The following is a 21,891-nucleotide window of genomic DNA, read 5'->3' on the forward strand; positions in this document are numbered from 1 at the left end:
CCTTTTTTGCACTGTAGGCCTGTATATAATTACAGTCTTTAAGGTTAAATGCAAAAAAAGAGACGACAGTGAGGGTGTCGTCTAAACGGGGTACTGCTTTGGGCCTCTGAGGGTCAATGGGGCCTTCGCATTTTTATGATCACTTGACTGCCAGACGCAGACCCAAATCATCAGGATAGGGATCAAAGTAGTTTTGCGTCATCAGATACCGGTCAGGGTATTCGGCCAGGTAGTGCTTCAGCAGCGTGATCGGCGCGAGGATGGGCAACTGCCCGTTACGGTAGTGCAGGATCACGTCGCGAAGTTCGCCGCGCTGACGGCTGTTGAGCTGGTTACGGAAATACCCCTGAATATGCATCAGCACGTTGGTGTGGTTCTTCCGCGAAGCCGGTTTTTTCAGGATGGTCATCAGCTTTTCGCGGTACGCCACAAAGAAGGCGTCCAGATCTTCCCACTCGTGCAGCGTGGCAACGAACGGGCCGATTTCACGATAACCCGCCTGATGGTGCGCCAGCAGCTGAAGTTTGTAGCGGCTGTGGAAGTCCAATAGCGCACGGCGCGTCAGACCCTGGGCGCGCAGTGTGTTCAGTTCATGAAGCGCGAAAACACGCTCAACAAAGTTTTCCCGCAGCACCGGATCGTGCAGGCGGCCATCTTCTTCCACGGGTAACCATGGCAGGGTTTCAAGGAGGGTGGCAGTGAACAGCCCGACACCCTCCTTGCGGCCCCGGTTGCCGTTTTCATCATACAGCCGCACGCGTTCCATGCCGCAGCTGGGGGATTTTGCACAGACGATAAAACCTGCCAGATCGCCGATTTTAGGCAGATAATCTGCCGTAAAGTCAGCCATCTTTTGCGTAACGTCTTCGTGCGGGGCGTGGCTAAAACGCATTTGGGTTTCACCGCTGTCCGTCACGATAAGACGCAGTGCAGTGCAGGGCGTGGCGTCGGCAAGCCGATGGCCATCTCAGGGCAGACGGGCCTGAAATTCACCCACTGGGCCAGTTCGTCCATGACAAAGCCCATACGCTTATGTCCGCCGTCGAAGCGAACGGCGGAACCGGTCAAACATCCGCTAATACCGATTACAGGTTTCATTGTCATGGTGTGTGTCTCCAGTTCGTATATCTAAAACTTACACAACATGAGTAATTTGTCCAAGTATTGGCGGAGTTATTTTTTATTATCCTTTAAAATCAATGTTTCTTAACTGCCCTTGTAGGTCGAGTAGCCATACTGGCTCAGCAGAAGCGGGATGTGAAGTTTCTCGTTGGTTCGGGTCACGGTAAATAGCACTGGGATCTCCGGGAAGAAGGTGTCCAGCTTTTTGCCGTGGAAGTAATCAGCGGTTTTAAAGGTCACTTTATACACGCCTGGCTGCATGTCCTGATCCTGCGGATAGAGTGATTTGATACGTCCGTCGTGGTCGGTTTTGCCGCTGGCAATCTGGGTCCATGTGTTCTGCTGCTGCTTCTCCAGCGTGACGGTAACGTCAGATGGCGGCATCCCGGTTTGCTGGTCGAGAATATGTACGCTCAGGGTGCCGGCAGGGGCGCTAAACGCGGCAGGAGTAAAGGCCATGGCGGCCAGCATCAGCAGAGGGGTTGTTTTTTTCATTGTGTTTTCCTGTGGAGTTGTCAGTCACAGGAAAACGTTAGCATTTGCGGGACGGAAAAATATTCAACTTTTCGTGAAGTTTACCGCAGGAGAAAATAATCAGAGGATAATCACTTCAAGGGATACCTGCTGCTGCCACTGCGCCACCTGCTTTTTCCGTGCGGCGGTCAGTTTACCGCTGGTCACCAGAAGCCATTTGCGCTCGGGGAAAATCTCAGGCGCCAGTGACGTGGAGGGGGTAGGCAAAATATCGATACGGTGCCCTTGTCCGGTACGCGTCAGGGCCTCGAGCCAGATTTCACACGGGTCATTCAGGTACCAGCCACTGAGCAGGATGTTATCACCCGGCGCTTTTTTGTCGCCTTCAAGGCAGAACGAGGCATAGGCGATGATAATGCCGTCGAGGATCTCGCGCAGGGTCATGGCGGCAGGGATGTTGGCTGACATCTGGCTGCGCAAAGGACGCAGCACATTTGCAACCAGCTCTGGCCTGGGGTATTCGCGGCCGGCGTCGTAAATCATCTGGCGCAGGGACTCAATTTTCCCGTCCTGCAGGCGTTGCAGCATGGTCTCAAGCAACGTTTGCCAGTTGTTGGTCCGGCGCGGGACGGGGCGTTCCAGTAGCGGTTTGACCTGGCCAATGGGTACGCCTTTTTTCACCCAGTCGAGGATTTTCAGTGCCTGCTGGACGTCCTCATCACTGTACTGGCGATGGCCGCCCTCCGTGCGCTGTGGCTTGAGTAAACCATAGCGACGCTGCCATGCCCGCAGCGTCGTGGCGGTGATCCCGCTGAGTCTGGCGAATTCGCCGATGGAGTAAGCCATGTCCGTGTCCAGAGTGGAGGAATACTCTCAATATACTACGAATTTTCCCTCACGGGATGAAGCGCCGTAACGGTGCACTACACTTTACTTCCAACCGTGCAAATGAAAGGAATTCTCATGAAACTATGGCCTGTTGTGACGGGTGTCGCCATTGCCCTGACTCTGGTGGCCTGCAAATCCCCTACGCCACCGAAAGGCGTAAAGCCCATTTCAAATTTTGAAGCCAGCCGCTATCTCGGCAAGTGGTATGAAGTCGCCCGCCTGGAAAACCGCTTCGAACGCGGGCTGGAGCAGGTGACCGCCACCTACGGCGAGCGCAGCGACGGTGGCATCAGCGTGCTTAACCGGGGTTTCGACCCGGTTAAAAACAAGTGGAATGAGAGTGAAGGCAAAGCGTACTTTACCGGCGAACCGACGACGGCAGCGCTGAAGGTGTCGTTCTTCGGCCCCTTCTACGGCGGCTATAACGTGATCAAGCTGGACGATAAGTACCAGTATGCGCTGGTGAGCGGGCCGAACCGCGACTATCTGTGGATCCTGTCTCGTACGCCGAGGATTCCGGATGCCGTGAAACAGGACTACCTGAATACCGCACGCAGTCTGGGCTTCAAGGTTGATCAGCTGGTGTGGGTTAAGCAGTGAAGATCGTGCTTTCTTCGTAGGGTTTTACTGGCTCGCCTGGATAGACTTCCGTTAAAAGCTCAACGGGAGACGACGACATGAACTGGCAGCCTTTTCGCGGCGACGCACCGGAAAATATGACCATTTTCAGTGCGTCATTTCCGGATATTAGCGACCAGTGGCCGATGAAAGACGACACTGCCCGTGAGATCAATTCGATTAACCGGGCGCTGAAAGCCGACCCGGCGCTTCGTCCTCCGTTGATTGAATACGAAGAGGGGGGACAGGCCGTGCTTGTCCCACAGAACCGTTATTCCGGGCAAGCCTACCGCAATCGTCCGGCGCTCACCGCGTGGCGTACCCGGCTGGTTCCCTCTGCGCTGGCGCTTTTTGTGGTGCAAAACCCGCTGGAGGAGCGCCTGCCAGACGGAACCCGAATGGACAGCGACAGCCGCCAGTGGTTTATCCATGCGAACGATGCCATTGGTGTGCGCTCCCGTGCAAAAGTACTGGCTGCGATGGTGGATAAATACATCCGCAACGGGAACGATAACAATTGGGTGAGCCTGGCAAGCGGGGCTGCAATCCCCGTGCTGGAGGCGCTGCGCGAGGCGAAGCTCGACGGCCAGCAGGTGTATCTGACGCTGGTGGATAAAGACCCTGTGGCGCTCAGTTGGGCCGAAACCATGGCGGCGCAGGAAGGCATTATCGTGGGTGAACAGCTGACCCTGCTCAGGCGCAACTTGCTCCATACGCTGGTGCGTAACGAAGATTTATTGCATGAGCTGGGCGAGCATCAGGCCGAACTGGTGGATGCGCTGGGAATTTTCGACTATTTCAACGATGCCGATGCGGTGATTTTTCTCCAGCGTGCGCTGCGGCTGATAAAGCCCGGCGGGGCGGTGATTGTCTCGAATATGCTGGCCAGCAGCCCACAAATCGATTTTATTTTGCGCTGTATCGGCTGGGAGGATATTTACCCGCGGACGCTCCGGCAGCTGCAGGATATTCATATCGCGGCAGGCGTGCCGGTGGAAAATGTCACCGTGGTGGTCCCGAAAGACGGGGTATATGCAGTGATGGAGATTAAGGTGGGGGATAACAAACCGCACGGTCAGTTCCCTCTCCCTGAGGGAGAGGGCTAGGGTGAGGGGGGACAGGGCGCTAGAATATTTACCGTTCCTCAGTTGTTCGGTTTACCCGAACAACTACCATGAAGGATTAGCTGGTTTCTTTATTCTCAATGTCTGTTGGGGATTCTTGCTTTTCATGCTCTATCTGCTGGCCAGTCTCCTGAACCAACTTCCGGGCCATTTCCTTGATACGCTCTCGACTTTCACAGGTTCGAGAGTTTATTACTTCATTTAAGGTCTTCATTTTATTGCCTCCATGCTTCTGGATACTTGATTTAATCGCTGCGCTCTATAATGATCCCCCTCATGAAAATAGATACCGCACACCCCTCACACTTCGAACGCCTGGTCGCGATCTGGGAGTCTTCCGTTCGTGCCACCCATCACTTTTTACAGGAAAGCAATATTGCGGCCCTGCGCCCGTTATTGCTCAATGCCTATCTGCCCAATCTCAAGGTTATGATTGCCCGCGATGAAGCGGGTGTTATTCATGGCTTTTTAGGCGTGGATGAAAACCGCATTGAAATGCTGTTTGTTGATGCGACGAGCCGGGGAAAAGGCGTAGGGAAATTGCTGCTGAACTATGCCATTGCGCATTTTGGTGCGAATGAAGTGGATGTAAACGAGCAAAACCCGCAGGGCGTTGCGTTTTATCAGCATATGGGGTTTGTGCAGGTGGGGCGCTCAGAACGCGACGGACAGGGGAATGCGTTTCCGTTGCTGCATATGCGGTTGGGTGAGTTAATGCTAACTTAACGCAGATATCCTACTCGTTAGATATGAAATGAAACGCGTTTTGCCGTTCAGGAATTATACCTTACGATTAAAGTTTGGCTATTATGATATCCGTAATATAACCGAACAAATCAATATCAACGTAATTAATTAGTAAAACACATGGGTAAAGTTTAATGCCTGAATATTTGTGGGTGAGAAAACGAAAAAGGATGACTTAAAAATTACTGAAAAGCAGAAGAGTCACATAAAAAATTTTAGTGAATAGATTTGATTATTATTTGGGTTTAATGGTGGAACAAATATGAGAATAATCTCTTCAAAGAATTTTGGCGGAAGATCACAGGAGTCGAACCTGCCCGGGAACGCTGGCGTCCCCAACTGGATTTGAAGTCCAGCCACCTCACCGGAGATGACGATCTTCCGCGCCTGCATTGCTACATGGAGGCGGGGCGCATTATAGCTACTTTCAGGCATTTACCACATACCCCGGCACACTTTTTTCACCTCTCTTTTGACCTTAACACCCCTGTTTCAGTTAATTCCTAAGAAAATCCTCAGGTTAGCATTTCGTGCTCGTCAATATTTACCGCGATCACAAAAAACAAGAAACGTAACCAGCTAACCAGAAAACGCAATACCCGCTCCTGAAACAATGGTTTAAAAATCTGTAACCGGTCTCAGCGCCCCTACAGCGTGAAGGATAAAAAAATGAGCGACGTATTGTCAGTAAAAGAGAAGATTGGCTACGGCATGGGTGACGCCGCCAGCCACATCATCTTCGATAACGTTATGTTGTACATGATGTTTTTCTATACCGATATCTTCGGCATTCCTGCCGGGTTTGTCGGCACGATGTTCCTGCTGGCACGTGCGCTGGATGCGATTTCGGACCCGTGCATGGGCCTGATCGCCGACCGCACCCGCAGCCGCTGGGGTAAATTCCGGCCGTGGATACTGTTCGGTGCTATCCCGTTCGGCATTGTCTGCGTGCTGGCCTACACCACGCCGGACCTCAGCCTCAACGGCAAAATGATTTATGCCGCCATTACCTACACGCTGCTGACGCTGCTCTATACCGTGGTTAACATCCCTTATTGCGCCCTGGGCGGTGTGATCACCAACGACCCGACGCAGCGTATCTCCCTGCAGTCCTGGCGCTTTGTGCTGGCGACCGCGGGCGGCATGCTCTCGACGGTACTGATGATGCCGCTGGTTAACCTGATTGGTGGCGATGACAAAGCGTTCGGTTTCCAGGGCGGGATCGCCGTGCTGTCGGTGGTCGCGTTCCTGATGCTGGCGTTCTGCTTCTTCACCACCAAAGAGCGCATCCAGGTGCCGCCGAGCACCACCTCCATGCGCGAAGACCTGCGAGATATCTGGCACAACGACCAGTGGCGTATTGTTGGTGTACTGACCATTCTCAATATCCTCGCCGTCTGCGTGCGTGGCGGCGCGATGATGTACTACTGCACCTGGATCATGGGCTCACCGGAAATCTTTGTCGCGTTCCTCACCACCTACTGTGTCGGCAACCTGATTGGCTCTGCGCTGGCGAAACCGCTCACCGACTGGAAATGCAAGGTCAGCATCTTCTGGTGGACCAACGCCGCCCTGGCAGTGGTCAGCGTGGCGATGTTCTTCGTTCCCATGCATGCCACGGTGGTGATGTTCACCTTCATCTTTGTGATTGGGGTGTTGCATCAGCTGGTGACGCCGATCCAGTGGGTCATGATGTCCGATACCGTCGACTACGGCGAATGGACCAACGGCAAACGTCTTACCGGCATCAGCTTCGCGGGCACGCTGTTTGTGCTGAAACTCGGCCTGGCGCTGGGCGGGGCAATGATCGGCTGGATGCTGGCAGGGGGGGGTTATGACGCCGCAGCTAAAACCCAGAACAGCGCGACCATCAGCATCATTATCGGCCTGTTCACCCTGGCCCCGGCGGTCTGCTACGTGCTGAGCGCCATCATCGCCAAACGCTACTACACCCTGAAAACACCTTTCCTGACCAAAATCATGAGCGAGCTGGCACACGGCGCGCGCCGCAATCAGCAGGAGTTTGACAACCTGCCGGTCAGTAAAGAATTACAGAACTAAGAGGACGAGAGTATGAAAATCAGTGATGGAAACTGGCTCATTCAACCGGGCCTGAACGTCACCTGCCCGGTTCAGGTGTTCGATGTAGAGCAGCAGGGCAATGACCTTGTGGTGTACGTGGCGCCGCGTGATGTACGAGAACGTACCTGGCAGCTTGATACCCTGATGTTCACCGTCCGTCTTTTCTCCCCGCAGGAAGGGATTGTCGGCGTGCGTATCGAGCACTTCCATGGCGCGCTGAACAACGGTCCGCACTATCCTCTGAATGTCATCAAAGAGATGAACGTTGAGATTGAAAACAATGCCGAATTTGCTGAGCTGAAAAGCGGTCACCTCAGCGTGCGCGTCACCAAAGGCGAGTGCTGGGCGCTGGACTTCCTGCGCAACGGCCAGCGCATTACCGGCAGTCAGCTGAAAAACAACGGTTACGTGCAGGATACCCGTACCGATCGTAATTATGTTTTTGAGCGTCTGGATCTGGGCGTAGGTGAAACGGTCTACGGTCTGGGCGAGCGCTTTACCGCCCTGGTGCGCAACGGCCAGACGGTCGAAACGTGGAACCGCGACGGCGGCACCAGTACCGAGCAGTCATACAAAAATATCCCGTTCTATCTGACCAACCGCGGCTACGGCGTGCTGGTGAATCACCCGGAAAACGTCTCGTTCGAAGTGGGTTCGGAGAAAGTCTCCAAAGTGCAGTTCAGCGTCGAAGGGGAGTATCTGGAGTACTTCGTGATCGACGGCCCGACGCCAAAAGAGGTCCTGAACCGTTATACGCGCTTCACCGGGCGTCCGGCACTGCCCCCGGCGTGGTCCTTCGGCCTGTGGCTCACGACTTCGTTTACCACTAACTACGATGAAGCCACGGTGAACAGCTTTATTGATGGCATGGCGGAGCGCGATCTGCCGCTGCATGTCTTCCACTTCGACTGCTTCTGGATGAAGGCCTTCCAGTGGTGTGATTTTGAGTGGGACCCGGTGACCTTCCCGGATCCGGAAGGGATGATCCGCCGCCTGAAGGAGAAAGGGCTGAAGGTTTGCGTGTGGATTAACCCGTACATCGGCCAGAAGTCGCCGGTATTTCGCGAACTGAAAGAGAAGGGCTACCTGCTCAAGCGTCCGGACGGTTCCCTGTGGCAGTGGGACAAATGGCAGCCCGGCCTGGCGATTTATGACTTCACTAACCCGGACGCGTGTCGGTGGTATGCCGACAAGCTGAAAGGCCTGGTGGATAGTGGCGTCGACTGCTTTAAGACCGACTTTGGCGAGCGCATCCCGACGGACGTCCAGTGGTTTGACGGTTCCGATCCGCAGAAGATGCACAACCACTACGCATACCTTTATAACGAACTGGTGTGGAACGTACTGAAAGAAACGGTGGGCGCGGATGAGGCGGTGCTGTTTGCCCGCTCGGCGTCGGTAGGTGCGCAACAGTTCCCGGTGCACTGGGGTGGCGACTGTTACGCCAACTACGAGTCGATGGCGGAAAGCCTGCGCGGCGGGCTGTCGATTGGTCTGTCCGGCTTTGGCTTCTGGAGCCATGACATCGGTGGATTTGAGAACACCGCGCCGGCACACGTCTACAAACGCTGGTGCGCGTTTGGGCTGTTATCCAGCCACAGCCGCCTGCATGGCAGCAAATCTTACCGCGTACCGTGGGCGTACGATGATGAGTCCTGTGATGTGGTGCGTCACTTCACTCAGCTGAAATGTCAGATGATGCCGTATCTCTATCGCCAGGCTGCCCTGGCTCGCGAGTATGGCACACCGATGCTGCGGGCGATGATGCTGGAGTTCCCGGACGATCCGGCATGCGATTACCTCGACCGTCAGTACATGCTGGGGGAGTCGGTGATGGTAGCCCCGGTGTTTTCTGAGGCCGGTGACGTGCAGTTTTATCTGCCGGAAGGGCGCTGGACCCATCTCTGGCATAACGATGAAATCGAGGGCAGCCGCTGGCATAAACAGCAGCATGATTTCCGCAGCCTGCCGGTCTATGTGCGCGATAACACCCTGCTGGCGTTGGGCAACAATCAACAGAAACCGGACTACGCCTGGAACGAAGGGACAGCATTCCAGCTGTTTAACCTGGGCGATGGCGCGATGGCGGTGAGCGAAGTGCCTGCGGCGGACGGTTCTGTGGCATTTACGCTGAAAGCCACACGCAGCGGCGACACCGTGACCATTACCGGCACAGGTGACGCGCGAAACTGGTCGGTCTGCTTGCGCAACGTGCAGAAACTGAGTGGTGTAAAAGGCGGCTCAGAGGCCGGGAGCGAGTGGGGCGTGGTGGTGAAAGCGGAGGGTAATGAGGTGGTGGTACACCTTTAATTTTCCTCACCCTGACCCTCTCCCCAACGGGGGGAGGGAAGGGTTTGCTCCTTCTTCCTTTCAGGGAGAGGGCCGGGGCGAGGATAGTGTCGACACCTCTCCCCCCATCATCGTCTGTTGCACCTGCTGTTTATCCATATTTACCGCATTCAGTTTCCCGTTAACCGTCGGCTTCAGCGGTGCGTTGGCCTGCACGCTGCCGCTGGCGGTTAGCTGGATATTGCCATCACCGCCAATGGGCAGCGCCGGCCAGCCCCACGCCTGCAGCACGTTGAGCGGCACGCCGCGTCCGTTCAGGCTGATTGTGGTCTGCCGTGGCGGAAGCTGTGAAACCGTCGCCGTGGCTTCCAGAATGCCTTTTTCGGTGAAAGCACTCAGGTCGGTAATGTTTACCGTTGAGGCGTTAGCGTTCAGCGCCAGCGACGGACGACGCACGTCCACGCGGTTAAAGGTCGCCGCCGCGCCGTTCAGCGTTGCGCTGCCACCCCATACGCCCCACTGGCGATCTTTCGCCAGCTGCAGGTTCGCGCCATAGCCATCAAGAGAGGTGATTTGCCACGGGAAGGCCGGGTCGATATCGATAACCAGGTTGCGGCTCAGGCCGAATTTTTTCAGCGTCAGGCTGTTCAGCCATTCCGGTAACGGCTCCATCCACAGCGTTTTCCAGTTCTGCGGCAGGGTGTATTCCAGCCCGGCGATGGCGACATCGTCCAGCACCAGCGCGTTACCTTCGCGCAGCCAGTTGCCGGAAGCGCGAACCATGCCGCCCTCCCAGCGGGAGGTAAACTGGCGCAGCGCCACGCCTTGCGGGGAGAACTCCGCATTCATGATCGGGTCGAACAGATGCAGAGAGCCATAAATAAACTCGCTGGCGTTCATGGACAAACGCCCCTCCTGACTTTGCCAGTCGCCTTTGCTGAGTGTCAGGTTGCGCAGGCTTAAATCGAGATCGGTCACCGCCCAGTCCGGCCCCTGCAGGCGTGCGTCAGTCACTTCCAGACGGCCAATCTGCAGCGAGGGAATGGTGGTCAGAGGCGCGAAGAAATCCACCAGCGACTTATCGCTTTGCAGGCGGATCTCATTCAGACGCATGGTGTCGATAATCCAGCTGCCGTCAGCGTTGCGCAGGGCGGACCCGGTGAGCGAACCGCGCGCCATATCGGCACCAATGGTGTTCAGCACCACCTCTTTGCCGTTGAGCTGCCCCTGGATCAGCACGTTGGTGGCCGGCACGCCGTTCAGGGTAAGCGAGCCTGCGCTCACCTGGATCTGTGCGTTTTTACCCAGCACATTGCCTGCTTCTGGCTGCCACGGGCTGACGCCGCCCGTCACTTTCTGTGCGCTGAGATCCCATTCCGTATTGGGGCTGTTAAAGGCCATGTTGTTCAACTGCAAACGGTCCGCCTGGAACGGGAGCGGTGCCGTCTGAGGAGAAAGATTAAGCGTGCCATCGAACAGGGCAATGGTGTCCATGTGCAGCGGATCGGTGACCTGTCGGCTACTCAGACCGATATCGACTTTCCTGGCCACCAGCGTGGCGGGTTTACCGTCGCGGCCAAACGTGACGTTTTCCAGAATGATGTGGGAAGGTGACGAAAAGCGGTGATCCATCAGGTCGAAATTGAGTTCGTAATCGGTATTCACCGTTACCCAGTTGCTGGCCTGAGATGCTCCCCAGCGGGTCTGGAGCAGAATATAGAGCGCCAGCACCACAATGAGCAGGGCCACCAGAAGATAGACGAGTACCTTTCCAATAAATTTCATGGTCTTCCATCCCGCGAAACGCACATAAGGGAGTTATGCACGATTTATGCGCAATGCTCAAGGCGGGAATGGTGTAAAGAGATGTCACGGCAGGCGTTGACAGCCTGCCGTGAGGGCGATCAATTTTTCTCAGGCGGGAAAACGAGGTTCAGAACAATCGCAGTGATACCGCCTGCCGCAATGCCGGAAGAGAGCAGGTTTTTCACCCAGTCCGGGGCAAACTGCAGGATCAGCGGTTGCTGTGAAACACCCAGACCCACGGCCAGCGACAGGGCAATGATCATTATGGCGCGGCGGTTCAGCGGTTCGCGGGAGACGATACGTACACCGGAAGCCGCGATGGTCCCGAACATCACCAGCGTTGCGCCGCCCAGCACCGGTTCAGGTATATGCTGCACAAAACCGCTTACCGCTGGGAACAGGCCGAGGACGATCAGCATCAGCGCCACCACAAAACCGACGTAGCGGCTGGCAACGCCAGTCAGCTGGATCACGCCGTTGTTCTGGCCGAAGCAGGAGTTCGGGAAGGTGTTGAAGACCGCAGAGACAAACGAGTTCAGGCCGTTCGCCAGCACGCCGCCTTTCAGGCGTTTCATATACAGCGGGCCGGAGACCGGCTGCTCGGAGACATCAGACGTGGCGGTGATATCGCCAATCGTCTCCAGCGAGGTGATCATAAAGACCAGCATCAGCGGCAGCAGCAGACCCCAGTCAATGCCCAGGCCGTAGTACAGCGGTGTTGGAATGGTGATCAGCGCACTGTTGGTCTGCGGGGTATTCTCCGGTAGCATACCCAGCGCCCAGGCCAGCAGATAACCGGCCGCCATGGCGATCACCAGCGATGCCACACGCAGATACGGGTTACGCTGACGGTTAAGCAGAATAATGATTGCCAGTACCACGCCGGCCAGCAGCAGGTTTTTCGGTGCACCAAAAGTGTGGTCGCTCATTGCCGCATAACCGCCACCGATGGAGGTCAGGCCAACCTGAATCAGCGACAGGCCAATGATCATCACCACCACGCCGGATACCAGCGGCGTGATCACGCGACGCGCCAGGTGCAGTACCCGGGAGATCACCATCTCGGTGCAACTGGCCAGCATCAGCGTGCCAAACAGCGCCGCCATCATGGTCGGAACATCCGCGCCGCCGGTTTTGAGGGCTGTACCGCCCATGATCAGCGGTGCGACGAAGTTAAAACTGGTGCCCTGGATCGACAACAATCCAGACCCCACCGGGCCCCACGCTTTAATTTGAATAATGGACGCCACGCCGGAGGCAAAGAGGGACATACTGATGATGTGCTGTGTATCCTGAGCCGGTAAACCAAGCGCCTGGCAGATCAGCAGCGCCGGGGTGATCACCGCAACGAACATAGCCAGCAGGTGTTGGCAGGCGGCAAAGAGCGTCTGAGGAAGAGGCGGACGGTCTTCAAGGCGGTAAATCAGTTCGCTATTTTGCTTCTGCGCAATCGGTTGCGCATCGGGAGACTCAAGGGTGTTAACGGACATCGGCGGCAATCCCACGGTGGAAAAGCGGGCATTTTATCTGACCACCTGGTAAAAGCAAACGATTGCCAACAAAAAAAGACAAGAAAATCTGCCGCTGTGAGCAGGTTTTCTACAACCCATGGGGAAAAAAAATTACACTTTTTGCGCCGGCGGCTCATGACGAGCGCAAGCCGGCCCAGGATAACGCCGCGTGTGTATGGAACACGCGCATAACAGGAGCCTTTTATGATTCATCTCGATACGTTGTCGACCCTTGTTGCCGCAACGCTGGTCTTACTGCTTGGCCGTAAGCTCGTACACAGCGTTTCCCTTCTGAAGAAATACACCATTCCTGAACCTGTTGCCGGCGGACTGCTGGTGGCGCTGGCCCTGCTGGTGCTGAAGAAAAGCATGGGCTGGGAAATTGATTTTGATATGTCCCTGAAAGATCCGCTGATGCTGGCCTTCTTTGCCACCATTGGCCTGAATGCCAACCTGGCGAGCCTGCGGACGGGTGGCAAAGTGCTCGGCGTATTTCTGATCGTGGTGGTAGGGCTGCTAGTGATGCAAAACGCCATTGGTATCGGGATGGCTACGCTGCTGGGGCTGGATCCGCTGATGGGGCTGCTGGCCGGATCAATCACCCTCTCTGGTGGCCACGGTACCGGGGCGGCGTGGAGCAAGCTGTTTACTGAGCGCTACGGCTTTGAAAACGCCACCGAAGTGGCGATGGCCTGCGCCACCTTCGGTCTGGTGCTGGGCGGCCTGATCGGCGGGCCGGTGGCGCGGTATCTGGTGAAGCACTCTGGTACGCCAGACGGAAGACCGGACGATGAGCTGGTACCCACTGCCTTTGAAAAACCCGACGTCGGGCGCACCATCACTTCGCTGGTGTTGATTGAAACTATCGCGATGATTGCCATCTGCCTGACGGTGGGCAAAGTGGTTGCGCAATGGCTGGCAGGTTCAGCGTTCGAGCTCCCGACGTTTGTGTGCGTGCTGTTTGTTGGGGTGCTGCTGAGTAACGGTCTGGCGCTGATGGGTTTCTACCGCGTATTTGAACGTGCCGTATCGGTGCTTGGCAACGTCTGCCTGTCGCTGTTCCTGGCGATGGCCCTGATGAGCCTCAAGCTCTGGGAGCTGGCCTCACTGGCGCTGCCGATGGTGGCTATTCTGGCCGTTCAGGCACTGTTTATGGCGTTCTATGCCATGTTTGTAACCTGGCGCATGATGGGTAAAAACTACGATGCAGCAGTGCTGGCGGCCGGGCATTGTGGGTTTGGTCTGGGGGCAACGCCGACGGCTATCGCCAACATGCAGGCGATCACCGAACGTTTTGGGCCTTCGCATATGGCGTTTCTGGTGGTCCCGATGGTCGGGGCGTTCTTCATTGATATCGTCAACGCGCTGGTGATCAAGCTTTACCTGATGCTGCCGATGTTTGCCTGAGATCAGGCGTTGGAATAGCGTTCAGTTTCCGGCATCCAGCGCTCAATTAACGCTGCCGCCTGTTCGGGGTAGCGCTCATGAATATGGCGTGCGAGGCGCTGAACTTCGGGGATCATGGCCTGATCGCGCAGTAAATCTGCCACTTTGAATTCGGCATTACCCGTCTGACGCGTGCCCAGCAGTTCGCCTGGGCCGCGGATCTCCAGGTCTTTTTGTGCAATCACAAAACCGTCGTTACTGTCGCGCAGCACCTGCAAACGCATCTGTGCGGTTTTCGAGAGCGGTGCTTTGTAGAGCAGCACGCAGTGAGAGGCGACAGCACCGCGGCCAACGCGGCCGCGCAGCTGATGGAGTTGCGCAAGGCCAAGACGTTCCGGGTTTTCGATGATCATCAGGCTGGAGTTGGGGACGTCTACGCCCACTTCAATCACCGTTGTGGCAACCAGCAAATGCAGTTCACCCTGTTTGAACGACTGCATCACCGCCTGTTTCTCAGTAGGCTTCATCCGCCCGTGAACCAGACCCACGTTCAGCTCGGGCAGCGCCAGCTTCAGCTCTTCCCACGTCGCTTCCGCAGCCTGCGCTTCAAGCAGTTCAGACTCTTCAATTAACGTGCAGACCCAGTAGGCCTGACGGCCTTCGTGAGTGCAGGCGTTGCGCACGCGGTCGATGATATCGCTGCGGCGTGTGTCCGGAATGGCGACCGTGGTGACCGGTGTACGGCCCGGCGGCAGTTCGTCGATGGTCGATGTATCGAGATCGGCGTAGGCGGTCATTGCCAGGGTGCGCGGGATAGGTGTGGCAGTCATGATCAGCTGATGCGGGTGGAAGCCCTGCTGCAGCCCTTTCTCCCACAGCGCCAGACGCTGGTGTACACCGAAGCGGTGTTGTTCGTCGATAATCACCAGGGCAAGACCATTAAACTGTACCTGCTCCTGGAAAATCGCGTGCGTGCCGACAATCATCTGTACCTGACCGCTGGCAATGGCGTCCTGTTGTGCCTGACGCGCTTTACCTTTTTGCTTCCCGGCAAGCCAGCCCACTTCAATCCCAAGCGGGGCAAACCACGCGCGGAAGTTATTAGCGTGCTGTTCAGCCAGCAGTTCGGTGGGGGCCATTAGCGCCACCTGCCTGCCGTGGGCAATTGCGCGCAGGGCAGCCAGGGCTGCAACCAGCGTTTTACCGGAACCCACATCCCCCTGAACCAGGCGCATCATGGGCACATCAAGCGCCATATCGCGTTCAATCTCGGCCGTGACGCGTGCCTGTGCACCGGTGGGTTTAAACGGCAGTGAGGCCAGCAGCTTATCTTTGAGTTCATCTCGCGGGCTTAAGGGCTGGGCATGAAAACGCTGCGCGCCCGCCCGTACCGCCAGCATGCTCAGGTTATGAGCCAGTAATTCCTCAAGGATAAGACGCCGTTGAGCGGGGTGTTTGCCGCTTTCCAGGTCGCTAAGCTGCAGGGTTGGCGGCGGGCGGTGCAGGGTGCGCAGCGCCTCGGGCAGACTCATCATACCCTGAGCCAGCTCAGGCGGCAGTAGCTCGGTAATGGCGCAGGTATCCAGCAGTTCCAGTGCCTGGTCGGTGAGTTTACGCAGCGTTGCCTGCTTGATGCCTTCGGTCGTCGGATAAACCGGGGTCAGGGTCTCCTGCAGCTCCGGCGTGCTTAGATCTCCCTGAACGCGATACTCCGGGTGGATCATCTCTGCGCCGTATTTCCCGCGTTTGGCTTCACCATAGGCCAGCACCCTGCGACCGGTCGCAAGGCTGTTTTTCATGGCCGCATTGAAGTTGAAAAAGCGCATGGTGAGAATGCCGGTGCCGTCGCTGATCTGACAGGTCATCATCCGGCGTCCGCCAAAGGTGATATTGCAGTTCAGTACTTCGCCTTCAACGGTGGCGTAAATGGCAGGCAGCAGATCGCCAATCTTATAGAGTTGGGTGCGGTCTTCATAACGCAGGGGGAGATGGAGCAGGAGATCCTGCACGGTATGCAGGCCAATTTTTGCCAGTTTACTGCTTTGCGCCGCACCTACGCCCGTCAGGCTATTGAGCGGTATGGCATCCAGCAGACGGCCTTTCATCGGTTATCCTGCGTACTGCATGGTGGCCCACCACTCGGCATCGGCTTCAATTTCGCCCTGCGCGTTGACGTGGGGGTAAGGCAGTTTTTTCTGTTTCGCGACGCGAGCCAGCACCGGGTAACCACCTTCGAACAGCAGGCGCTGCTGCTCCTCTTCCGGCAGCATGCTGTTGCTGCGCTTGTACATGCCCGCGTTCTGACGCTGGCGCTGCGCTTCATAGAGAATGAGCGCAGAGGCCACGGAGACATTGAGAGACTGCACCATGCCGATCATGGGGATGATGATATCCTGATCCGCCAGATCCAGTGCTTCCTGGGTGATCCCGGTTTTCTCCTGACCCATCAAAATACAGGTCGGGCGGGTGTAGTCGATCTCACGAAAATCGACGGCTTTTGCGGACAGGTTAGTGGCCAGGACCTGCATACCGCGACCTTTCAGGTGCGATACGGCTTCGCCAATAGTCTGGTGGGTTTTGACGGACACCCAGCTGTTACTGCCTGCGGCAGTTGAAGCCATGGTTCGCATGCGGGCACCCGGCCAGACGGCGTGCACTTCATGCACGCCTACGGCGTCTGCGGTACGGACAATTGCAGAGACGTTATGAGGTTTGTGGACCTGCTCCATGCAGACCGTCAGGTCAGGCTGACGCCTGGCGAGCATTTCGCAGATACGCTCGTAACGTTTTGAATTCATAAGTCTAGTTTCGGTTACGGGTGACTTTAATCACGTCCGGCATCACGCGGATCTTGCGCATAATGTTCGCCAGATGCACGCGGTCACGGGCGGTCAGACGAATAAAGGCGCTGTAGACGCGGCCATCTTTCTCTTCCGTATTCAGGCTCTGAATGTTGGAAGAGGCCGTATTGATTGCTGCCGTCAGGTTCGCCAGGGCACCCTGGTGGTTGAACATATCCACCTTAATTTCGGTGATAAATTCCTGTGCCGTCTCTTTATCCCACTCGACTGCCATGAACTTCTCCGCCTCTTTTTGATAGCCGCGGATGTTACGACAGGATTCGTGGTGGATAACCAGCCCTTTACCCGGACTGACGTGCGCAATAATCGGGTCACCCGGGATAGGACGGCAACATTTCGCGAAGGTGATAAGTACGCCGTCCGCGCCTTTGATCGGCAGATGACCGTGGCTTTGCGTCGTCGTCGGGATCGCCGTGGTATCACCCTGCTGCAGGTTCTTCGCCACGACCACGCTCATGGCGTTGCCGAGGCCGATTTCTGCCAGCAGGTCATCAAGCGAGGCGAGCTTCATGCGCTCCAGCTCACGCTGAATGTTCTCTTTCGGGATCTCAGCCAGCTTACGGCTACCACCCAACGCATGGTTGAGCAGACGACGCCCCAGGCTGACAGAATCATCGCGCTTAAGGTTTTTCAGCAACTGGCGAATTTTGGCGCGTGCTTTGGAACTCACGACAAAGTTCAGCCAGGCCGCGTTCGGGCGTGCGCCCGGTGCGGTAATAATTTCCACCGTCTGGCCGCTGGAAAGCGGCTGAGAGAGCGGATAAGGCTGCCTGTCGACGCGCGCGCCCACGCAGGCGTGGCCGATATCGGTATGCACGGCGTAAGCAAAGTCGACCGGCGTAGCGCCTGCAGGTAGTTCGACAATGCGGCCTTCTGGGGTGAAAACGTAAATCTCATCCGGGAAGAGATCGGATTTAACGCTCTCGATAAATTCAAACGAGCTACCCGCACTCTGCTGCAGTTCCAGCAGGCTTTGCATCCAGCGCTGGGCGCGGATTTGTGCGGTTGTACTGCTTTCGCCACCGTGCTCTTTATAAGCCCAGTGTGCAGCCACACCCATCTCCGCCATCTGGTCCATGTCTTCGGTGCGGATCTGCACTTCAACAGGCACGCCGTGTGGACCGATCATCGAGGTGTGCAAAGATTGATAGCCGTTCGCTTTTGGAATGGCGATGTAATCTTTCATGCGCCCTGGACGCGGTTTGTACAGGCTGTGCATCTGGCCCAGCACGCGGTAGCAGGTATCAGAGTCGTGGACGATCACGCGGAACGCGTAGATATCCATGATCGAATGAAAACGCTGCTCTTTGAGCACCATTTTGCAGTAGATGGAGTACAGATGTTTTTCGCGACCGCTGACGCGGCACGGAATTCCCGCTTCCTGTAAACGTCCTTCAATTTCAGAGAGGATCTTTTGAATCATCTCTTTACGGTTGCCGCGTGCGGCTTTCACCACCTCTTTAATCACGCGATAGCGGTTCGGGTATAACGCTTCAAAACCCAGCTCTTCCAGCTCGGTTTTAATGTGGTGGATACCTAAACGGTGCGCCAGCGGACTGTAGATTTCGAGGGTTTCACGGGCAATGCGGCGACGTTTGTCCGGGCGAAGTGAGCCCAGCGTGCGCATATTGTGGGTACGGTCAGCAAGTTTGATAAGAATGACGCGGATATCCTGCACCATCGCCATAATCATCTTGCGAAAGTTTTCGGCTTGCGCCTCTTTCTTGTCGCGGAATTTCAGCTTATCAAGCTTAGAGACCCCTTCCACCAGCTCGGCAACGCTTTTGCCAAACAGCTGTTCCATATCCTGGTAGGTGGCAGGGGTATCTTCGATCACATCATGCAGCAGGGCGGCCATCAGCGTTTCGTAGTCGAGTTTCATCTCGGCCAGAATACAGGCCACCGCTACCGGGTGCGTGATATAGGGTTCACCGCTTGAACGTGCCTGGCCCTCGTGAGCGTCACGTGCAACGAGATACGCCTGCTGAAGACGCTTAATCTGGTCTTCAGGCAGGTAAGTTTGAATCAGTTGATTCAGGCTTTCAAACAGATACAAGGGCGACCCGCAGGTTTAATTAACGACGACCTTCAGCAATGGCGGTTACGGCCTGCAGTTCTGCGGCTTCCTGCTCTTGCTGCTCCTGGCGCTCACGTACGTCGAGGATCTGATTGTTGATCAGACCTTCTTCGATTTCGCGAAGTGCAATAACGGTAGTTTTATCGTTTTCTTCCGGTACCAGCGGATCTTTACCGCCTACCTGCATCTGACGAGCGCGACGCGCGGCGACCAGCACCAGGTCAAAACGGTTACCAATTTTCTCTACAGCGTCCTGAACAGTTACGCGTGCCATACTTAAAATGCTCCACAGGTGAAGAAATGACTGGGCATGATACTGAAAGTGGGTTCAGTCTGCCAACAGTTTGGTGATTAATGCGTCATGTCGCTGCTTCTGGCGGCTCATACGCAAGCGTTCTGCGCGAAGAATGGTTTTGAGATCGCTCAGCGCGGCATCAAAATCATCATTCACAATAAGGTAATCATATTCCGCGTAATGGCTCATTTCTGCAACTGCCTGCTCCATACGCCGGGCGATCACTTCCTCGCTGTCCTGACCGCGGCCACGCAGTCGGCGATCCAGCTCATCTTTCGATGGCGGTAAAATAAAGATACTGCGTGAATCAGGCATTTTCTTGCGAATCTGCTGTGCGCCCTGCCAGTCGATATCCAGGAACACATTTACGCCCGTGGCCAGAACCTGCTCAATGGTTTCACGCGAAGTGCCGTAGTAGTTACCGAAAACTTCTGCGTGTTCAAGAAACGCGTCTCTGCCAATCATCGCTCTGAATTCATCGTGATCAACAAAGAAATAGTGTTCACCGTGCACTTCACCCGGACGCGGTTTACGCGTGGTGTGAGAAACAGAAACCTGTGTGTCGTACAACGGTTGGGTTTTTAACAGTGCCTGAATAAGGCTGGATTTACCCGCGCCACTAGGGGCAGAAACAATATAAAGCGTGCCTTGAGCCATGAGAGTCTTTTGTATGTGTTAACGAAGAAGTCCTACATACGGGCTTATTATACACGTCGCCGCTGTGTGACGTAGCCTTTGTCACACTTTTTCCCCTGCATTATTGAATTTTGCGCGCCGTTTTCAGGTTTTACAGCTGTTTTGTAGCAATAAAAATAAACCTCTGACAACGCCTCGCAGAGTGAAAGATTGCCATTAGCACGGTTTTCCGCGTCGGGTTATACCTCCACCAACGCAAAGGAGGGGTGGCGATGTGGCGATGGATGAGCGGATTAATGCTGTTGTGGTGCGGCTATGGTGCGGCGGTGTGTCCCGTGTGGTCTCAGGCAAAAGCAGAGAAAGAGATTGCGACGTTGAGTGCGCAAGTCAAACGCTGGGATGATGCCTACTGGAAGCAGGGCGTGAGCGAGGTGAATGACGACGTCTATGACCAGCTCAATGGCCGTTTAAAGCAGTGGCAGCGCTGCTTCGGCGATATACCTTCTGAGGAGGCCTTACCGGTTCTAACGGGGAGCGTAAGACATCCTGTTGCCCATACTGGAGTGCATAAAGCGGCCAGTAAAGAAGAGCTACGCCAGTGGATGCGTGGTCGTGACACTCTCTGGATGCAGCCAAAAGTCGACGGGGTGGCAGTGACGCTGGTGTATCGCGACGGAAAGTTAACCCAGGCTATCAGTCGTGGTGATGGGCTTAAAGGTGAAGACTGGACTGCACAAGTGTATTTAATTCCCGCAGTGCCCAAAAAAGTGACCGGTGCGCTGGCCAACAGCGTCTTACAGGGAGAGCTTTTTTGGTTACGCGACAACCATCTTCAGCGACAGATGGGGGGAATGAACGCACGGGCAAAAGTGGCGGGCGCGATGATGCGGCAAAAGGACAGTCCGCTTCTGAGCCAGACAGGGATATTTATCTGGGCCTGGCCGGATGGGCCGAAAGTGATGTCGAGTGCGCTGTCTGAGTTATCTAAAGCCGGCTTTTCCCTGACGGCCCGTTATACCCTGCCTGTACAGTCTGTTGATGCAGTCGAGAAACAGCGCTCGACGTGGCACAACACGGCATTACCCTTTGCCACGGACGGCATTGTGGTGCGGTCCGCGGATGCTCCTCCCGGCGAAAACTGGTTGCCCGGAGAAGGCAGCTGGGTCGTCGCATGGAAATACCCCCCGGTCGCACAGATTGCCGAAGTAAGAGATATTTATTTTGCCGTGGGGCGCACGGGAAAAATCTCGGTCGTGGCGGCGCTGGTCCCTGTCCTGCTGGATGATAAGCAGGTACAACGGGTCAGTCTTGGGTCCGTTGAACGCTGGCAAAGGCTGGATATTGCGACGGGTGATCAGATACAGGTCAGTCTGGCCGGGCAGGGTATCCCGCGGTTCGATAAGGTGGTCTGGCGGGGGGAAGAGAGACAAAAGCTCACACCCCCGGCCTCGCATTATCATGCGCAGAGCTGTTTTTACGCCTCGCCGGCGTGTATGGAGCAGTTCTTTGCCCGCCTGAAGTGGCTCAGTTCAAAGCACGTGCTGAATATTGAAGGAGTCGGTGAGTCAGGCTGGCGGGCGCTGCATCAGGCGCATCATTTTGAACATATCTTCTCTTGGCTGACATTAACGCAGGCGCAGCTGGAGTCTACCCCGGGGTTTTCCGCAGCACGCGGGCTGGCGCTCTGGCATCGCTTTAATCTGGTACGTGAGCGCCCCTTTATTCGTTGGATCATGGCATTGGGTGTTCCGCTGACGCAGGCCTCGCTAAACGCTATGGGAGACCTGACGTGGCAGAAAATGCGTGAGCGTAACGCAGCAGACTGGCAGGCACTTCCCGGCACAGGAAAGGAGAAAGCCCGGCAGCTCGTTGCGTTTATTCATGATCCTGGCATTGCCGGCCTGGTTGCCTGGCTCGGCAAGCAGGGAGTGCAAGGATTCTGACGTGAGCTTGCTGTCGCTTATCGCGGATAAAT

At 55.9% G+C, this 21,891-nt stretch carries 17 protein-coding genes, 1 tRNA gene and 1 pseudogene; 7 read left to right on the forward strand and 12 right to left on the reverse strand.

All coding sequences use genetic code 11. From position 1 onward, the window contains the following. Nucleotides 1-139 precede the first annotated feature (139 nt). From QLG09_RS06485 to QLG09_RS06495, 3 genes and pseudogenes are all read right to left on the reverse strand, one after another. Nucleotides 140-1,104, reverse strand: a pseudogene (locus QLG09_RS06485) (DUF523 and DUF1722 domain-containing protein). A 102-nt stretch (nucleotides 1,105-1,206) separates the two neighbouring features. Beyond that, entirely contained in the window at nucleotides 1,207-1,617 is a 411-nt protein-coding gene (gene uraH / locus QLG09_RS06490) for a hydroxyisourate hydrolase (protein ID WP_014168029.1), read from the reverse strand. A 99-nt stretch (nucleotides 1,618-1,716) separates the two neighbouring features. Further along, on the reverse strand, nucleotides 1,717-2,442 hold the full coding sequence (locus QLG09_RS06495) for a MerR family transcriptional regulator (protein ID WP_014168030.1): 726 nt from the start codon (nucleotides 2,440-2,442) through the stop codon (nucleotides 1,717-1,719). Nucleotides 2,443-2,559: 117 nt separating this feature from the next. Between QLG09_RS06495 and QLG09_RS06500 the strand changes: the two genes are divergently transcribed. Then, nucleotides 2,560-3,084: a lipocalin family protein gene (locus QLG09_RS06500; RefSeq protein WP_041162354.1), complete on the forward strand. Its 525-nt coding sequence runs from the start codon at nucleotides 2,560-2,562 to the stop codon at nucleotides 3,082-3,084. 77 nt (nucleotides 3,085-3,161) lie between these two features. Continuing rightward, nucleotides 3,162-4,208: a class I SAM-dependent methyltransferase gene (locus QLG09_RS06505; protein WP_020882703.1), complete on the forward strand. Its 1,047-nt coding sequence runs from the start codon at nucleotides 3,162-3,164 to the stop codon at nucleotides 4,206-4,208. Between the two features lie 76 nt (nucleotides 4,209-4,284). On the opposite strand, the gene QLG09_RS06510 is transcribed toward QLG09_RS06505, so the two are convergent. Next, entirely contained in the window at nucleotides 4,285-4,440 is a 156-nt protein-coding gene (locus QLG09_RS06510) for a hypothetical protein (protein WP_153852750.1), read from the reverse strand. A gap of 62 nt (nucleotides 4,441-4,502) precedes the next feature. On the opposite strand from QLG09_RS06510, the gene QLG09_RS06515 reads away from it, so the two are divergent. Beyond that, a complete protein-coding gene (locus QLG09_RS06515) occupies nucleotides 4,503-4,952 on the forward strand; it encodes a GNAT family N-acetyltransferase (protein WP_282488784.1) in 450 nt (149 codons plus the stop codon). A gap of 309 nt (nucleotides 4,953-5,261) precedes the next feature. Here QLG09_RS06515 and QLG09_RS06520 read toward each other — a convergent pair. Further along, nucleotides 5,262-5,356, reverse strand: a tRNA-Sec gene (locus QLG09_RS06520). 286 nt (nucleotides 5,357-5,642) lie between these two features. Between QLG09_RS06520 and QLG09_RS06525 the strand changes: the two genes are divergently transcribed. After that, the gene (locus tag QLG09_RS06525) at nucleotides 5,643-7,034 is read left to right on the forward strand and encodes a glycoside-pentoside-hexuronide family transporter (protein WP_020882700.1); all 1,392 of its coding nucleotides are present in this window, start codon (nucleotides 5,643-5,645) and stop codon (nucleotides 7,032-7,034) included. A 12-nt stretch (nucleotides 7,035-7,046) separates the two neighbouring features. After that, nucleotides 7,047-9,365 carry an alpha-xylosidase gene (yicI, locus tag QLG09_RS06530; RefSeq protein ID WP_282488785.1) on the forward strand — a complete coding sequence of 773 codons (2,319 nt, stop codon included), beginning with the start codon at nucleotides 7,047-7,049 and terminating at the stop codon, nucleotides 9,363-9,365. 60 nt (nucleotides 9,366-9,425) lie between these two features. Here the strand turns inward: yicI and QLG09_RS06535 are convergent, their stop codons facing one another. Further along, complete coding sequence (locus tag QLG09_RS06535; protein WP_049023106.1) at nucleotides 9,426-11,129, reverse strand: AsmA family protein; 1,704 nt, start codon at nucleotides 11,127-11,129, stop codon at nucleotides 9,426-9,428. A gap of 119 nt (nucleotides 11,130-11,248) precedes the next feature. Further along, nucleotides 11,249-12,640, reverse strand: coding sequence for a xanthine/proton symporter XanP (gene xanP, locus QLG09_RS06540; protein WP_032679316.1), 1,392 nt, complete (start codon nucleotides 12,638-12,640; stop codon nucleotides 11,249-11,251). Between the two features lie 225 nt (nucleotides 12,641-12,865). Between xanP and gltS the strand changes: the two genes are divergently transcribed. Next, nucleotides 12,866-14,068, forward strand: a complete 1,203-nt coding sequence (gltS, locus tag QLG09_RS06545; protein WP_014168040.1) for a sodium/glutamate symporter — start codon at nucleotides 12,866-12,868, stop codon at nucleotides 14,066-14,068. 2 nt (nucleotides 14,069-14,070) lie between these two features. Here gltS and recG read toward each other — a convergent pair whose 3' ends face one another. From recG to gmk, 5 genes are read right to left on the reverse strand one after another with little or no spacing between them, the layout of a single operon-like run. Beyond that, nucleotides 14,071-16,152, reverse strand: a complete 2,082-nt coding sequence (recG, locus tag QLG09_RS06550; RefSeq protein ID WP_020882696.1) for an ATP-dependent DNA helicase RecG — start codon at nucleotides 16,150-16,152, stop codon at nucleotides 14,071-14,073. Between the two features lie 3 nt (nucleotides 16,153-16,155). Continuing rightward, complete coding sequence (gene trmH, locus QLG09_RS06555; protein WP_014168042.1) at nucleotides 16,156-16,845, reverse strand: tRNA (guanosine(18)-2'-O)-methyltransferase TrmH; 690 nt, start codon at nucleotides 16,843-16,845, stop codon at nucleotides 16,156-16,158. Nucleotides 16,846-16,849: 4 nt separating this feature from the next. Continuing rightward, complete coding sequence (spoT, locus tag QLG09_RS06560; protein ID WP_014168043.1) at nucleotides 16,850-18,964, reverse strand: bifunctional GTP diphosphokinase/guanosine-3',5'-bis pyrophosphate 3'-pyrophosphohydrolase; 2,115 nt, start codon at nucleotides 18,962-18,964, stop codon at nucleotides 16,850-16,852. A gap of 19 nt (nucleotides 18,965-18,983) precedes the next feature. Further along, nucleotides 18,984-19,259 (reverse strand): DNA-directed RNA polymerase subunit omega, encoded by a 276-nt coding sequence (gene rpoZ, locus QLG09_RS06565; RefSeq protein ID WP_000135058.1) that lies wholly within the window; start codon nucleotides 19,257-19,259, stop codon nucleotides 18,984-18,986. A gap of 54 nt (nucleotides 19,260-19,313) precedes the next feature. After that, the gene (gene gmk / locus QLG09_RS06570; RefSeq protein WP_014168044.1) at nucleotides 19,314-19,937 is read right to left on the reverse strand and encodes a guanylate kinase; all 624 of its coding nucleotides are present in this window, start codon (nucleotides 19,935-19,937) and stop codon (nucleotides 19,314-19,316) included. Between the two features lie 251 nt (nucleotides 19,938-20,188). Between gmk and ligB the strand changes: the two genes are divergently transcribed. Then, nucleotides 20,189-21,859 (forward strand): NAD-dependent DNA ligase LigB, encoded by a 1,671-nt coding sequence (gene ligB, locus QLG09_RS06575; protein ID WP_049023107.1) that lies wholly within the window; start codon nucleotides 20,189-20,191, stop codon nucleotides 21,857-21,859. Nucleotides 21,860-21,891 lie beyond the last annotated feature (32 nt).

The organism is Enterobacter sp. V89_11 (genome assembly GCF_029967775.1).
Lineage (GTDB): Bacteria > Pseudomonadota > Gammaproteobacteria > Enterobacterales > Enterobacteriaceae > Enterobacter > Enterobacter ludwigii.

Bases quoted from the DNA above. Each gene is read 5' to 3' on its own strand.
- uraH (WP_014168029.1), bottom strand. From the start codon at position 1,617: ATGAAAAAAACAACCCCTCTGCTGATGCTGGCCGCCATGGCCTTTACT.
- QLG09_RS06495 (WP_014168030.1), bottom strand. From the start codon at position 2,442: ATGGCTTACTCCATCGGCGAATTCGCCAGACTCAGCGGGATCACCGCC.
- QLG09_RS06500 (WP_041162354.1), top strand. From the start codon at position 2,560: ATGAAACTATGGCCTGTTGTGACGGGTGTCGCCATTGCCCTGACTCTG.
- QLG09_RS06505 (WP_020882703.1), top strand. From the start codon at position 3,162: ATGAACTGGCAGCCTTTTCGCGGCGACGCACCGGAAAATATGACCATT.
- QLG09_RS06510 (WP_153852750.1), bottom strand. From the start codon at position 4,440: ATGAAGACCTTAAATGAAGTAATAAACTCTCGAACCTGTGAAAGTCGA.
- QLG09_RS06515 (WP_282488784.1), top strand. From the start codon at position 4,503: ATGAAAATAGATACCGCACACCCCTCACACTTCGAACGCCTGGTCGCG.
- QLG09_RS06525 (WP_020882700.1), top strand. From the start codon at position 5,643: ATGAGCGACGTATTGTCAGTAAAAGAGAAGATTGGCTACGGCATGGGT.
- yicI (WP_282488785.1), top strand. From the start codon at position 7,047: ATGAAAATCAGTGATGGAAACTGGCTCATTCAACCGGGCCTGAACGTC.
- QLG09_RS06535 (WP_049023106.1), bottom strand. From the start codon at position 11,129: ATGAAATTTATTGGAAAGGTACTCGTCTATCTTCTGGTGGCCCTGCTC.
- xanP (WP_032679316.1), bottom strand. From the start codon at position 12,640: ATGTCCGTTAACACCCTTGAGTCTCCCGATGCGCAACCGATTGCGCAG.
- gltS (WP_014168040.1), top strand. From the start codon at position 12,866: ATGATTCATCTCGATACGTTGTCGACCCTTGTTGCCGCAACGCTGGTC.
- recG (WP_020882696.1), bottom strand. From the start codon at position 16,152: ATGAAAGGCCGTCTGCTGGATGCCATACCGCTCAATAGCCTGACGGGC.
- trmH (WP_014168042.1), bottom strand. From the start codon at position 16,845: ATGAATTCAAAACGTTACGAGCGTATCTGCGAAATGCTCGCCAGGCGT.
- rpoZ (WP_000135058.1), bottom strand. From the start codon at position 19,259: ATGGCACGCGTAACTGTTCAGGACGCTGTAGAGAAAATTGGTAACCGT.
- gmk (WP_014168044.1), bottom strand. From the start codon at position 19,937: ATGGCTCAAGGCACGCTTTATATTGTTTCTGCCCCTAGTGGCGCGGGT.
- ligB (WP_049023107.1), top strand. From the start codon at position 20,189: ATGTGGCGATGGATGAGCGGATTAATGCTGTTGTGGTGCGGCTATGGT.